This is a genomic window from Actinopolyspora alba (assembly GCF_900112765.1).
GTDB lineage: Bacteria > Actinomycetota > Actinomycetes > Mycobacteriales > Pseudonocardiaceae > Actinopolyspora > Actinopolyspora alba.
Genome location: NZ_FOMZ01000010.1, coordinates 171,891 through 185,447 on the forward strand (window position 1 = coordinate 171,891; position 13,557 = coordinate 185,447).

The following is a 13,557-nucleotide window of genomic DNA, read 5'->3' on the forward strand; positions in this document are numbered from 1 at the left end:
AATTCGGAGCTACCACCAGTGCGATACGTCACAACGATTGAAGTGCGGCGCTCCGAGACGGACCGATCTACCGCAGTAATCGGAGCAGTGCACGATGGACCGCTCACCGGAGAGTGAAGGCACATAGCGACCCGATCACCGCGTACGTTCAACGGAGCGACGAGCAGAAGTACCGCATCCGCAGTCGGCGGACGAACCGAAATAGGATCAATCGGTCATTCACCGAGTCGGGAATACACCGCCGAGGTCGGGTCAAACTCGAAGGCCAAGTCATCACCGCGGTGAGCAATTCCCGTACCCGTCGCGGTACCGAGCGGACGCACCGCTCCTAGACTGGCGGCATGGCCCGACTGCTGATCGTGCACCACACCCCTTCGCCGGGGATGCAGGCGATGTTCGAGAAGGTCGTCGAGGGGGCGACCACCGACGAGATCGAGGGTGTCGAGGTGGTGCGCAGGGCCGCGCTGTCCGCCACTGCCGCCGATGTGCTGGCCGCCGACGGATACCTGCTGGGCACCCCGGCCAACCTCGGCTACATGTCCGGCGCGCTCAAGCACTTCTTCGACCAGATCTACTACCCGTGTCTGGACGCCACCGGCGGCAGGCCGTTCGGGATCTACGTGCACGGCAACGAGGGCACCGAGGGCGCGCTCCGAGCCGCTCGTTCCATCACCACCGGTCTGGGGTGGCAGCAGGTCGCCGAACCGGTGGACCTCACCGGACAACCCGACTCGACGGGGTTGGACGCGTGCTGGGAACTCGGCGCCACCGTGGCGGCGAACCTGATGGAGTGAGTCCGTGCCCGGCCCGCCCCGTGGGGCTCGACACGAGCGGGAGCAGCCCGAACCGGGACTCCCTCAGCCACGCGGAGCGGTGTCCAGCCCACGCAGCAGCGGGGCGCAAACCACGGCCACCAACGCGACCAACAGCGCGGCCACGACGATGACCGTGCCCGGTGAGGTGAGTTCGGCCAGCGGACCGGCGATTCCGGCCCCCAACGGCATCAGCCCCCAGGCGAAGACCCGATAGGCGCTGGTGACGCGTCCCATCATGGATTCCGGGGTCAACCGCTGCCGATTGGCGGCGGACAGCACGTTCCACATCCCCGCCCCGAACCCCATGACGAAGTAGGAGCACCAGGCCGCTGCCAGCATCCGCACCAGTTCCAGTGTGGCCATGCCACCGGCGAGCACGAGCAGAGCCGCGATCATCACGGTAGGCCCACCGAAACGCTCGGACATCCCCGAGGTCACCCGGGAGGCCACCAGTGTTCCGGCCGCCGCGCAGACCAGCAGCGTGGGCACCGTCGAGGGGGCGAGTCCGAGCGCATCCAGCGCGAAGAGCACCGCGATCGTGTTGACGGCACTGGTCAGCAGCGCTACCACCCCCACCGTCCCCACCACGGCACGCAAGCCGGGGCTGCCCAGCACGAACACGGCACCCTGCCTGATCTCCCCGAATATCGAACGCTCGCCCCCGGTACGCTCCGGTTCGATCTCGGGGGGCACCCGCAGTATCCACAGTGCCGCGAAGCAGAAGGCCGAGGCCGTCAGCGCGAAACACAACGAGGGCCGCCAGGCGAACAGTCCCGCGGCGGCCAGCGGCCCGGCGATCTCCACGCCGATGGTCTCCGCCCCGACGAAGCGCCCGTTGGCCCGCTCCAGATCCTTCTCCCCCGCGGCGGAAACCAGCAGTGACTGCGTCGCGGAGTCGGCGAAGGTCTCCGCGCTGCTGAGAAGGAACGCGCAGCAGAGCAGCACGGACAAACCCGCTTGGCCGGTGTGGACGAACCACACCAGCAGCAGGGTCACGACCGCACGGAAGGAATGGGCCAGCACCAACGTGCCGCGGCAACGAAGCCGATCCACCAACGCGCCCGCGGGCAGCGCGATCAGCAGCCAGGGCACCACCTCGGCCACGGCCACGGCCGAGACAGCCAGCGGATCACGAGTGCTGACCGCCGTGTAAAGCGGCAGAGCGGCGGCACGTACCCCGTCGGCCACCGAAGTAGCGGTCCAGGTCGCCAGCAGCCGCCGGAACGGTTCACCCCGTACCCCGCGAACTGCTCGCTCCGTGCGATTCCCCGGAGCACTGTTCACAGTTACACGCTCTCCCAGCCGCTCACACCGGACAGTGGTTCACACCGCCATCGCGGGCACGGGCCAGCGACGAATCCTCGCGGGAGCCCACCACTCCAGAGACCCCAACCGCACGATGAGGCCACTGTCCGCGAACCGTTCCCTCGTGCCGGAATCGATCCCGTCGGGCGTCGTTCCACCCGCCAGCGAACGGGCCGCGCGAACGAGTTCCGGATCACTCACCGTGTAGCATTCCATAGCCGATCCCCTCCTGTCCCGGATCTGGAGAAAACCCGGTCCTTCCCGCTGAACGCACTTGCACGGGAACCAGGAGTCGGTCCAGGCGGAGACGTCCACCGGAACGCGGCCCGACGCCCGCGACGGCGGCGGAAGATGGGACAGCGCCACCCAGTCGAATTCCGTTTCCTCGACGCGTAGTTCCCAGCGGCAGGAGACCCCTCGGCTTCCGAGTTCGCGGAGCAGCGTCAGAGCTCGTGCCGCGTCCGCTCTCCCGTCGAGGCGAACCGGATCGCGCAGCACCACACCGCGCACTCCCGCCTCGAACAACTCGGCGGCTTCGGTGACCGGATCGGTTCGCGGCACGAGATCGGTGGACCGTTCGGCCACGGAGCCGACAGCCGAATCACGCAACAGAACTCTCACGTTCGACCTCCGGTCGGGACGGAATCAGCGCAGCTGAAACAGCTCCTGGTTGTTGTCCTCGGCCACCACGTGCACGTACTCGCCGCCCTCCGTGAAAACGAGTCCGGAAGCGGTCCACTCGTCGAGTTTGGCGGTCAACTTCGGGTCGTCCCCGAAACGACGCTTCAGGTATCGGGTCGAGCGTGGCTGATCGAGCACGCGGAAGAGCTCCGTTTCGAACGACCCCGCGAGCACCAGCTCGGTGTCGGGAAACGCCGGTCTGTCACCGAGAATCACGATCTCGTCGCCTGCGAGCACGTACTTGAGCCAGCTGCGCGAGTGGGCCGTCGACCACTCCTCCACCGCGTGCAGCAGTTTCCGCTCCGGCGTTCCGCCTATTCCGGCCGGGCTCGTCTCGAACAGGTAGGCGACGTCGGCCAGTTCCTCCCGAGGGAGGTCATAGGTGATGAAGTACTGGTCGTCCGGGCTCCGTTCCGAAAAGCCCAGCTCCGGAAAGTCGAAGTACGGACTGAACCTTTCCAGGGCTATTCGGTTCGCACCGTCCATGGGCGGTAGATGCGCCAGAGCCGGGAACTGGTCCAACAGCGGGATGTAGTCCTCGGCCCCTTCACCCGGGAAGCCGTACAGCAGGTTCCACATGACCGTCAGCCCCAGCGAACGGGCGTCGCGCAGCATCCGCACGTTCTGGCAACCGCTCACGCCCTTCTTCATGATGTCCAGCACCCGTGAGGACAGGTTCTCGATCCCGGGCTGTACCTGCACCACCCCCGCTCGTACGAGTTCCCGCAACTGCTCGTAGCGCATGTTCGACTTGATCTCGCACTGGATCCTGAAGTCGTACCCCGCGTCGGCGATCCGGGGTAGCAGTGTGCGCAGGTACTCCATGTCCAGAATGTTGTCCACCAGGTACACGTCCAGCAGGCGGTGTCTTCCGGCCAGCTCGACCAGTTCCTCGTAGAAGCGCTCCGGTGTCTTGCTGCGGAACTTCATGAACGAACCGTTCAACCCGCAGAAGGTGCAGTGGTGTTTCTCGCCCCACCAGCATCCGCGCGCCCCCTCCAGCACGAGCTTGGGTTCGAGCCTGTTCGAGGCGGCACTGCGGTCGAAGCGTTCCGGATAGCCGTCGAAGTCGGGGGCGACGATCCGGGTCGCGTCCAACGGAGTCGCGGTCATGGGATTGACGACCGGATTCCCCGACTCGTCCCGCCAGCACAACCCGGCTATCCCGGACAGTTCCTCGGTGTTGTCCAGTCGTTCGAGCAGCTCGGGAAGAGCGGCCTCTCCCTCACCGCGCACGACGTAATCCAGGCAAGGGAAGTTCCGGTGCCAGGCCGCCCCCTGAGCTCCGTCGCAGTTGGCCCCGCCCAGCACGATCCGCACGTCGGGGCGAAGTCTCCTGAGCTCACCCGCCAGAGCCAGTGAAGCTGTGTTCTGCTGAAACGTGGTGGTGAAGCCGACTACCTCCCCGCACGTGCGAGCGAGCTCGGCGGCGTACTCGCCGATCCACTCAGCAGCGCGAGGCTGGAGCCGCTCACAGAGGTCCAGCCGCTCGGGGGACAGTCGCGTGGCACGACGTTCGCGGAACTCCGCTACGCGCCATCGGCTCCGCCCGTACAACGCGGCGGCGAAAACCCAGTCCCCGCAACCCTGGAAGTAGGACTCCAACGAGAAGAAGTCGTAATCCTCGGTATCCACACCGAAACGACCGTTCAATCGGTCGAAGAAGTCCAGATTGGCATTCAGAACCGTCACGGAATCCGTTCTTTCCGGCGCGGACTCCACAGCGGACTTCAGAATCCCACAAGCCAGCGAAGGAAAATCCAGGGAAGCCCACGGCATATTGACCAACGTGATTTCCACTGTCGCACCCCGAGTTCGAAGACGCGGACGGACGGATGGGGCGGGCGACGCCCCATCCGCGCGGAGTCACTTCAACGATATCCGCACTCCGACGGGCCCGTTCACCCCGGAAGCGTTCGGATTGTTGTAAACTGTTTTCCGCTCCACGGAATCCACCTCCCTGCGTGTGCCCACGGGAAATCCGAAAACAGAAACCCCGCCCCGGCGAGTCGACCGAAAATATCGTCACACCTCGACAAGAACGAAGTTCCACACCGGACACTATCCAAATCTTCCGGGATTCACTCTGATCCGATAGCAGGAAATTTCGACGGACTCGGCTGGCCCGTTCGCCGCATCCCGCGGGCCCGGAAGTCGGGGACGTCGAAGTGGCGTGGAAAGTTCGGCACCGCTCCCCGGGGCATCAGCCGAAGCACTCCCCCACCGGCGAGCCGAAAGAAAGGAGCGCCGTCACGAAATGTAAGCTAAAAAATTCAAAACGTGTTCAACACAGGGCGCGTCCGCCGTGCGTTCGGGCGGCGGACCGCGATCTCGCGACAATCCGCCGTGAGGTTCTCGCCCATCCGACCTACGGCGACGTTACACACCACGCGAGACCGCCCAACGGCGATGCCCCGCTTCAGAACTTCGCGGCGCGTCCCTTCCAGCTGGTCACTCCCCGAGCCACCTCGAGAGCACCGTGCAGCATGATGCCGCCGAAGACCGCGTTGGTGAACGGTGCGGCCGGTGCCAACCAGGATCCCGCGTGCATGACCCGCGCGGTACGGGCGTGCGTCGCGCTCTGTGCCGCCCAACCGAGCGAGCCGAGCGCGATCAACGCCGGATTCCGAGCACGCACTCCCGCCGCGAGGATCACCGGGGAGGCCAGCGACAGCGAGATCTGGCCGAGCCCGATGCCGAGCAGCAGCGGAAGCGAACCGTTGGTCCCCGCCACGAAGCTCTTGCGGAAGGAGTCCCATCCCTGCCGGAAGGGGTCCATACCGCTGGTGGTCGCGTACGAGAGCCCTTCCACCACCCTGGTGATCCCGCCGTGATCGCGTACGGTGGTGGCGATGGCGATGTCCTCGTTGCGACGTCCGGACAGTGCCGCCCAACCGCCGATCTTCTCGTAGTGCGAGCGCCGCAGCAGGATGCAGTGGCCGATGGCGAACGCCTTGCTTCCCTTGCCGACCGGATCGGCGTTCTCACCGATCATCTGCAGCCCGGCGGGCATCAGTATCGGCCAGCTCGCCGAGTGTTCGGCGGGCGGTCCGCCCGGTGTGGAGACCAGATCGGCGTCCGCGTGTTCCGCGGTCGCCAGCAGCTTCGCCAGCAGTTCGGGAGCGAGCACGGTGTCGGCGTCGACGAACATCAGCCACTCGCCCGCCTCGGGCTCGCCCGCGGCCTCGACACCGACGTGCATCGCGTGCACCTTGCCGGTCCACCCCGACGGCGGCCCCTCGCTGCGTACGACCCGCACTCGCGGATCCTCGGCCGCGTGGCGGGCGGCGATCTCGCTGGTACCGTCGGTGGAGCCGTCGTCGACCACCACGACCCGCAGGGCCGGTTCCTCGTCGTCCGGACCGCGTTCGCGACCGTAGGTCTGCTCGCGGATGCCGCGCAGACAGTTGTCCAGCACGTCCTCCTCGTTGCGAGCCGGAACCACCACGGTCACGGTAGGCGGCAGCACGGTGCTCGCCGGCTGCTGCTCCAACGGCAGAATGGCTCGCGCTTTCCGAAGGGTGCGCAGGCTGCGATACACGGTCCCGCCCACCGTCGCGGCCAGCAGAGCACCTCGGACAGCGTTATGTCGTGATACCACACGCACAGCTTGCCATGCGTCCCCGGAAAAGGACCCCACCGGCAGTGCGAACCGCACGTCAACAACGTGCGTACGCCGGGTTAGCGATGTTCGGACGGCCTGATCGGCCGGACTCGCGGTCACATTCGGTAATCAACGCCGTTCGCCGCTCCAGTGCGGCGGTGGCGGCGGTGCGGCCCCGACCGGCGGCGATTTCTCGCGAAATCGCCGCGCCGCGGAAATCCGCCCCGGCGACGGGGATCGCCGGGGCGGACCATGGGCCCGCCACGTGGCCCATGCCTGGGAAGGGATCAGTTCAGGTTCTCGTCGATGGCGGTCATCAGTTCACCGTCCGCGGTGTCACCGTCCAGCGACCAGATCATGGCGCCGCCCAGACCGTTGCCGTTGACGTAGTCCATCTTCCTGGCGATCTCCACGGGATCGTCGAAGGTCCAGAACGTGTTGCCGTCGAACAGCCACGCGAAGCCCGCCTGTTCGTCACGGTGGATCGTGTACTGGCCGACCTTGTCCTTGAGCACCTTGTAGTCCTCGTATCCCGCTTCGTAAGTGGCGGGAGCAGGCCCGGTGGAAGTCTGGAACAGACCGTTGTTCTGGTCCGGAACCCCGGTCCATCCTCGGCCGTAGAACGGGACTCCGAGCACCAGTTCGTTCGCCGGAGCCCCTCTGGCCAGATAGGTGTCGATCGCCTTGTCGACGCTGAACCGCTCGGTGGAGGGATCACCGGCCGGGCTGTACAGCGCGGACTGGTGGTTGGTGGTCTCCTCGTATGCACCGTGCAGGTCGTAGCCCTGCACGGTGGCGAAGGTCAGCGAGTCGAAGATCTTGTTCACCTCGAAGCCCGCGTCGATCTTCTCGGGGGAGGCGGGCAGGAAAGCGGTCAGGTCGTAGGTCTCGCCGGTCTCGGCTTCCAGACCGTCGAGCTGGCTGCGCCACTCCCGCAACAGGGCGGTGTAGTTCTGCTTGTCGGCCGGATCCACGATGGTGCCGGGGCCGCCCTCGGAAGCGGGCCACTCCCAGTCGATGTCGACGCCGTCGAAGATGCCCGCCGCGACGCCCTCGCCGCCCTGCGGCGAACCGCCGAGCTGCGGCAGGTCGCCCCGCAACCACATGTCGATGCAGGACTTCACGTGCTGCGCACGGGACTGCTGAGTCGCGGCCGCGGTGTGGAAGTTGTCCGACCACGACCAGCCGCCCAGCGAGATGTAGACCTTGAGGTGGGGGTACATCTCCTTGAGCTCGGCCAGCTGGTTGAGATTGCCCGCCAACGGCTGGTCCCAGGTGTCGGCGACGCCGTCGACGGAGTTGGCCGCCGAGAACCGCTTCTGGTAATCGGCCCACGCGTCGGCCTCACCCGCCTGATTACCGGTGAAGCACTGCCCGGAGGCGTCCAGGTTTCCGAACGCGTAGTTGATGTGGGTCAGTTTCTCGGCGGTACCCGAGGTGACCAGATCGTTGATGTAGAACTGCCGGTCGTAGATCGACCACTGTGTGAAGTAGCCGACCTTGCGGGATCCACTTTGGGCTGCCGCCTCGGCGGTGGCCGACGAAGCGGAATCGGCGCGTTGCCGGTCGGAACCGCCGTCGGCCACGGCCGGTGCGGCCAACAGACCGGTGAACAGCGCGGCTCCGGCTGCCAGTGCTGATAATCGCCACGTCGAACGTGTACTCAGAGACATCGCTCACTCCCGATGGGGTCGGTACGTGATGCCCAACACCGTGTGGTCTAGACCAAGTTTGGTCAAGGTATGGACCAATCTTTCACCCGTTCGGACGCAGGGCCGCGGAACCGGATCCGCGATGCCGTGGACACGGTTCACCGGGGACGACGGACTTTTCGAATCCACGCTGGACTTACTGCCACGCTCGGGACGCCGTGGCGGTCCCACTGCGGCGCACACGGTGATGACTCGACACACAGCGCGACGGCGTCAATTTCCCGCGAAATCGCCGGGCCTTCGACGCAGGCCGAACTCCCACTACCCTCGTACTCGGCACCGCCGCGGGGCCTCCCGTGCGGCGTCGATTTCTCGCGAGATTGACGCCCACGAGACCGCCGTCGCGACGCGACCATGCGGGTGAGCAGCGTGGGTGTCCCCGGCACGCACGCACAGCTCCCCGTCGGACATTATCGAGGTCCGTACTCGCGATCACCGGCATCGCCCAGCCCGGGGACGATGAACCCCGACTCGTTGAGTCGTTCGTCCACACTCGCCGTAACCACGCGAATCGGAAGCCCCGATTCGGACAACCGATCGATCCCTTCCGGGGCCGCCAGCGTGCAGATCGCGGTGACGTCGCTCGCGCCACGCTGATGCAGCAGTCCGATCGTGTGGACCATCGACCCGCCGGTGGCAAGCATCGGATCGAGCACGATCACCGGACGCCGCGAGAGATCGTCCGGCAACGACTCCATGTAGGGCGTGGGACGCAGGGTCTCCTCGTCCCTGGCCAGGCCGACGAATCCCATCTGCGCCTCCGGGATCAGCCGGTGGGCCTGATCGGCCATGCCGAGCCCGGCGCGCAGCACCGGCACCAGCAGCGGCGGGTTCGCCAGCCGGTACCCGGTGGTGCGGGCCACTGGGGTGTGGATGGGCTCCTCGGCCACCTCGGCGTCCCTGATCGCCTCGTAGAGCAGCATCAGGGTGAGTTCCTGCAGCGCGGCCCGGAACGCCGCGTTGTCGGTCCGCGCGTCACGCATGGTGGACAGTCGCGCCCGCGTCAGTGGGTGATCGATGACCCGCACATCCATGACCGCCACGGTATCGGCAAGTCAGTGGCGGTCCGCTGCTCGCCCTCGGCGGACTCCGCTGCTCGCCCTCGGCGGGGATCGCGTCAGCCGCGTGCCGCCAGCACCGCGTCGTAGAGGTCCTTCTTGCGCACCCCGCCCATCTCGGCTATCTCGGCGACCGCGTCCTTGAGCCGCATCCCGGTGGCCGCACGCTGCTCGACCTGGGCCACGAGTTCCGCGGGGTCCTCGGGTGCCGCGGTTTCCGCCCCGGCGAGCACCACGGTTATCTCGCCGCGCACGCCCTCCCGTGCCCACTCGGCGAGTTCGCCCAGCTCACCACGACGAACCTGTTCGTAGGTCTTGGTCAGCTCCCGGCACACCGCGGCACGCCGCCGTGGGCCGAGCACGGTCACCGCGTCGTCGAGCGTGTCGGCTATGCGATGCGGCGCCTCGAAGAACACGGCGGTGCGCCGCTCGGCCACAAGTCCGGCCAGCCAGCGTCTGCGCGGCCCGGACTTGCGCGGTGGGAATCCCTCGAAGCAGAACCGGTCGCTGGGGAGCCCGGACAGCGCCAACGCGGTGGTCACCGCGCTGGGTCCGGGCAGACAGGTCACGGGCAGGCCCTCCGACGCGCACGCCGCGACCAGGCGGTAACCGGGATCGGAGACGCTGGGCATTCCCGCATCGGTGACCAACAACACGGTCGAACCACCGCGCAGCGCCTCCAGCAGCGTGGACTGCCTGCTCTCCTCCACCGCGTCGTAATAGCTCAGCACCCGCCCGGAGGGAGCCACTCGCAGCGAACCCGCCAGCGCACGGACCCGCCTGGTGTCCTCGGCGGCGACGACATCGGCCGTGGCCAACGCCTCGGTCAGCCTCGGGGAGGCGTCGCGCGCGTCGCCGAGTGGGGTGGCCGCCAGCAACAATGTGCCCGATCCGGATTCGCCAGTCACGAGAACCACCATACGATTTGCGTGTGAACGTCCTCGTGCCGAGCTCCGGTGGCAGCAGCGCCCGCGACGAAGCCGTTCGCGACGGCGAAACCCCGCCGGTCCGGTATCCCGGCGAACACGACCGGGCGAAGCTGTTGTCGCCGAGGGAACCGACGGATCGCCTGCGCGGATGGATCGTGACCCTGGTGGTCACGCTGCTGGCGGGTGTGGTCCGCTTCTGGCGACTGGGACAGGCGACCGACGACGGCACCCCCGTCTTCGACGAGAAGCACTACGTCCCGCAGGCGTGGCAGATGCTGCGCAACGGTGGCTTCGAGGACAATCCCGGTTACGAGCTGGTGGCCCACCCGCCGGTGGGCAAACACCTGATAGCGGTCGGTGAGTGGCTGTTCGGCTACACCCCGCTGGGCTGGCGGTTCAGCGCCGCGGTCGCGGGCACGCTGATGGTGCTGCTGCTGGTGCGCGTCACACGCCGCATGACGCGCTCCACCCTGCTGGGCGCGTTGGCGGGAATCCTGCTGATCTGCGACGGGCTCAGCCACGTGCAGGCGCGCGTGGGCATGCTGGACATCTTCCACGCCGTGCTGGTGCTCGCCGCGTTCGCCTGCCTGCTGGTGGATCGCGACCGAATGCGCGCCCGCCTGGCACTGGTCGTCACCGAACAGCGGATCGGGGACTCGGAGCTGGGGCCCAGGTTGGGGTTCCGCTGGTGGCGGTTCGGCGCGGGCATCCTGCTGGGACTGGCGTGCGGGGTGAAGTGGAGCGGCATCTACTTCGTGCTGGCCCTGAGCCTGCTCAGCCTCGTCTGGGACGCGCTGGCCCGGCGGAGCGCGGGAGTGGCCCGCCCGTGGCGTGGCGCGTTGCTGCGGGACGCCCTGCCCACGTTCGCCTCGCTGTTCGTACTGCCGTTGGTGGTCTACTTCGCCACCTGGGCCGCCTGGTACGCGAGCGAGACGGCCACCGACCGGCACGCGGCGGCCGTCGCGGACGACGTGGGATTCGGTTTCCTGCCCGACATGGCCCGATCGCTGCTGTACTACCACTTCAACGTGCTGGAGTTCCACACTCATCTGGTCACCGGCGACGATCCGCACCCTTGGGAGTCGAAGCCGTGGGCCTGGCCGATGGGCATGCGGCCGATGCTCTACTACTACGAGTCCGGCATGCCCGGCTGCGGCCAGGACGACTGCGTGCAGGCCACGATGCTGCTGGGTACCCCGGCACTGTGGTGGGTGGCGCTGCCGGTCGCGGGTTGGGCGGTGTGGCGTGCCGTCGGACGGCTGGACTGGCGCTACGCCGCGGTGCTGGTCTGCTACTGCGCCGGCTACCTGCCCTGGTTCGTCAACCTCGACAGGCAGATGTACTACTTCTACGCCACCCCGCTGGCGCCCTTCCTGGTGCTGGGGATCGTGCTGGTGCTCGGCGAGATCCTGGGGCGTTCGAACGCGAGCGCCGAACGCCGCAAGACAGGTCTGCTGGTGGTCGCGCTCTACGTCGGACTGGTGGTGGCCAACTTCGTGTGGCTGTGGCCGATCCTGAACGGTTTCCCGATCACCGAGGCGCGCTGGGCGGCCGAGCTCTGGCTCCCCTCGTGGCGGTGAACGGCCCGGCCGCGAGCGCCCCGGAATCCCGGAGAACTCCGATCAGCTGCGCGGCTCCCAGCGGAAGGTGCGCCGCGCCACCAGCAGGGCCAGCAGCGTCCACGCGGCCAGCACCGCCAGAGCCGTAAGCGTCGCGGTGAACACGCCCTCGCCCGGGGCCACGGCACGCCGCACCAGGTCGGTGACCGCCCCGCCGGGGGTGAACCGCAACGGCTCAGCGGCCTGCCCCGCCACGGCCGAACCCGCCCCACCACCGAGCAGCAACAGCAGGAACGGCAACGTGGTGATCTGGACGTGCTCGGCGCTGGAGGTGAAACCGGTGGTGGCCACCCCCACCACGGCGCAGCAGACCGTGCCCGCCAGCACCGCCAGCAGCAGGAACAGCGGATCCACCCGCAGCGGAGCGAGCAGCCGCAGCCCGATCGCGAGCACTACCGCGAGCTGCGCCACGGCGAGCAGCGCGGGCACGAGCACCAGCGAGTTGAGCACTGTCACCGGGGAGGGCGCGGCGCAGCAGAGCCGCTTGAGGTAGTGCTCCTGGCGCCTGCTGGTGAGGGTGGTGGTCACGGTCAGGTAGACGGTGAATCCGAGGATCGTCAGGATCTGCGTCGCCAGCGCGGGCACCGCCGTCGAGGGCCCGGATGTCCTGGTCAGCAGCAGTCCCAGCAGCACGGGAAGCAGCGTGGCGGTCACCGCGACAGTACGGTTGCGCAGCAACAGGTTGAGTTCGGCACGCAGCAGCGCCGGTATCGCGGTACGTGGTGTCCGCAGTGGTGTACTCATCGGAACTTCACCTCCTGCTGTGTTGCCCGACCGGGACGGCCGTCGCTCTCGCGTACCGCGTGGAAGACGTCCTCCAGGGAGGCCTGCCGGGCGCGCAGGCCGCTGAGGTGGATCCCGTGCTCCCGCGACCAGTCGAGCACCCGGTGCAGATCGGGCTGCAACGACTCGGTGCGGATGTCCACCCGGCCCGTGCCGTCCCGCTCCACCTCTCCCGCCAGTTCCGGGAGTCCGGGAGCTCTCGCGGAGACGGAGAACCGGATGCGGGCGCTCTCGGCGGACAGCACCTCGGACAGCGTTCCCGACAGTGCGATCCCGCCGCGGTGCATGATCGCCAGCCGGTGGGCCAGCCGCTCGGCCTCCTCCAGGTAGTGCGTGGTCAGCAGCACGGTGGTTCCTTCGGCCAGCAAACCGGCCACCAGTTCCCAGCTGGCCCTTCGCGACTCCGGATCGAGCCCGCTGGTGGGTTCGTCGAGGAACAGCAGCTCGGGGCGGGCCAGCGTGGCCAGCGCCAGATCCAGCCGACGGCGCTCACCACCGGAGAGCCGCTTGACGCGAACCCGCTCGCGGTGCCGCAGCCCGACGGTTTCCAGAGCGGCGCGCGGGTCCTTCGCGTTCGGGAGCATGGCACGCCACAACCGGGCCGTCTCCAGCACGGTGAGTTCCCCGGCGAATCCGCTCTGCTGCAGCATGATCCCGGTGCGGGGGCGCACCTCGGCCCGCTGCCGCCACGGATCCTTGCCGAACACCCGTACGCTTCCCTCGGTGGCCGGGCGGAGCCCTTCGACGGTTTCCAGCAGTGTTGTCTTGCCCGCACCGTTGGTGCCGAGCAACGCGAACAGCTCACCGGCACGAATGTCGAATCGCACGCCGCGCACGGCCTCGAAGGAACCGTAGGAGCAGCGCACCCCGTCGACGTTGACGACTTCTTCGAACATGTCCCCGAGCCTGCTGCCCACGGGGACGGTGCGGTAGGAACAGCGATCACCGATGTCGGTGACCGGGGCGGTCGAGGTGATGACATCCGTCATCGGGGCACGTGACAACCGCGCTCGAATCGCCCCTGCGGTGTGTGTGGCTCGGCCCGGATCGG

The 13,557-nt window shown here is 67.7% G+C and carries 11 protein-coding genes; 2 read left to right on the forward strand and 9 right to left on the reverse strand.

The features are described 5' to 3' along the window. Nucleotides 1-341: 341 nt before the first annotated feature. Nucleotides 342-794 carry a flavodoxin family protein gene (locus BM150_RS16555; RefSeq protein WP_092928184.1) on the forward strand — a complete coding sequence of 151 codons (453 nt, stop codon included), beginning with the start codon at nucleotides 342-344 and terminating at the stop codon, nucleotides 792-794. 63 nt (nucleotides 795-857) lie between these two features. Here the strand turns inward: BM150_RS16555 and BM150_RS16560 are convergent, their stop codons facing one another. From BM150_RS16560 to rsmI, 7 genes are all read right to left on the reverse strand, one after another. Beyond that, on the reverse strand, nucleotides 858-2,003 hold the full coding sequence (locus BM150_RS16560; RefSeq protein WP_217641693.1) for an MFS transporter: 1,146 nt from the start codon (nucleotides 2,001-2,003) through the stop codon (nucleotides 858-860). A gap of 135 nt (nucleotides 2,004-2,138) precedes the next feature. Then, the gene (locus BM150_RS16565) at nucleotides 2,139-2,741 is read right to left on the reverse strand and encodes a DUF5825 family protein (protein WP_092928186.1); all 603 of its coding nucleotides are present in this window, start codon (nucleotides 2,739-2,741) and stop codon (nucleotides 2,139-2,141) included. A 24-nt stretch (nucleotides 2,742-2,765) separates the two neighbouring features. Continuing rightward, nucleotides 2,766-4,601, reverse strand: a complete 1,836-nt coding sequence (locus BM150_RS16570) for a RiPP maturation radical SAM C-methyltransferase (RefSeq protein WP_092928187.1) — start codon at nucleotides 4,599-4,601, stop codon at nucleotides 2,766-2,768. Nucleotides 4,602-5,220: 619 nt separating this feature from the next. Further along, nucleotides 5,221-6,402 carry a glycosyltransferase family 2 protein gene (locus tag BM150_RS16575; protein ID WP_245755545.1) on the reverse strand — a complete coding sequence of 394 codons (1,182 nt, stop codon included), beginning with the start codon at nucleotides 6,400-6,402 and terminating at the stop codon, nucleotides 5,221-5,223. A 290-nt stretch (nucleotides 6,403-6,692) separates the two neighbouring features. Then, nucleotides 6,693-8,078 carry a glycoside hydrolase family 18 protein gene (locus BM150_RS16580; protein ID WP_092928188.1) on the reverse strand — a complete coding sequence of 462 codons (1,386 nt, stop codon included), beginning with the start codon at nucleotides 8,076-8,078 and terminating at the stop codon, nucleotides 6,693-6,695. Nucleotides 8,079-8,527: 449 nt separating this feature from the next. After that, nucleotides 8,528-9,151: a uracil phosphoribosyltransferase gene (upp, locus tag BM150_RS16585; RefSeq protein WP_092928189.1), complete on the reverse strand. Its 624-nt coding sequence runs from the start codon at nucleotides 9,149-9,151 to the stop codon at nucleotides 8,528-8,530. A gap of 83 nt (nucleotides 9,152-9,234) precedes the next feature. After that, on the reverse strand, nucleotides 9,235-10,095 hold the full coding sequence (rsmI, locus tag BM150_RS16590) for a 16S rRNA (cytidine(1402)-2'-O)-methyltransferase (protein WP_175496873.1): 861 nt from the start codon (nucleotides 10,093-10,095) through the stop codon (nucleotides 9,235-9,237). An 11-nt stretch (nucleotides 10,096-10,106) separates the two neighbouring features. On the opposite strand from rsmI, the gene BM150_RS16595 reads away from it, so the two are divergent. Then, the gene (locus BM150_RS16595; RefSeq protein ID WP_245755546.1) at nucleotides 10,107-11,684 is read left to right on the forward strand and encodes a dolichyl-phosphate-mannose--protein mannosyltransferase; all 1,578 of its coding nucleotides are present in this window, start codon (nucleotides 10,107-10,109) and stop codon (nucleotides 11,682-11,684) included. 42 nt (nucleotides 11,685-11,726) lie between these two features. Here the strand turns inward: BM150_RS16595 and BM150_RS16600 are convergent, their stop codons facing one another. Together BM150_RS16600 and BM150_RS16605 are read right to left on the reverse strand one after the other, a co-directional pair. Continuing rightward, nucleotides 11,727-12,467, reverse strand: coding sequence for an ABC transporter permease (locus BM150_RS16600; protein ID WP_092928191.1), 741 nt, complete (start codon nucleotides 12,465-12,467; stop codon nucleotides 11,727-11,729). After that, nucleotides 12,464-13,402, reverse strand: a complete 939-nt coding sequence (locus BM150_RS16605) for an ATP-binding cassette domain-containing protein (protein WP_092928261.1) — start codon at nucleotides 13,400-13,402, stop codon at nucleotides 12,464-12,466. Before BM150_RS16605 ends, BM150_RS16600 begins: the two co-directional genes overlap by 4 nt. Between the last annotated feature and the right edge of the window lie 155 nt (nucleotides 13,403-13,557).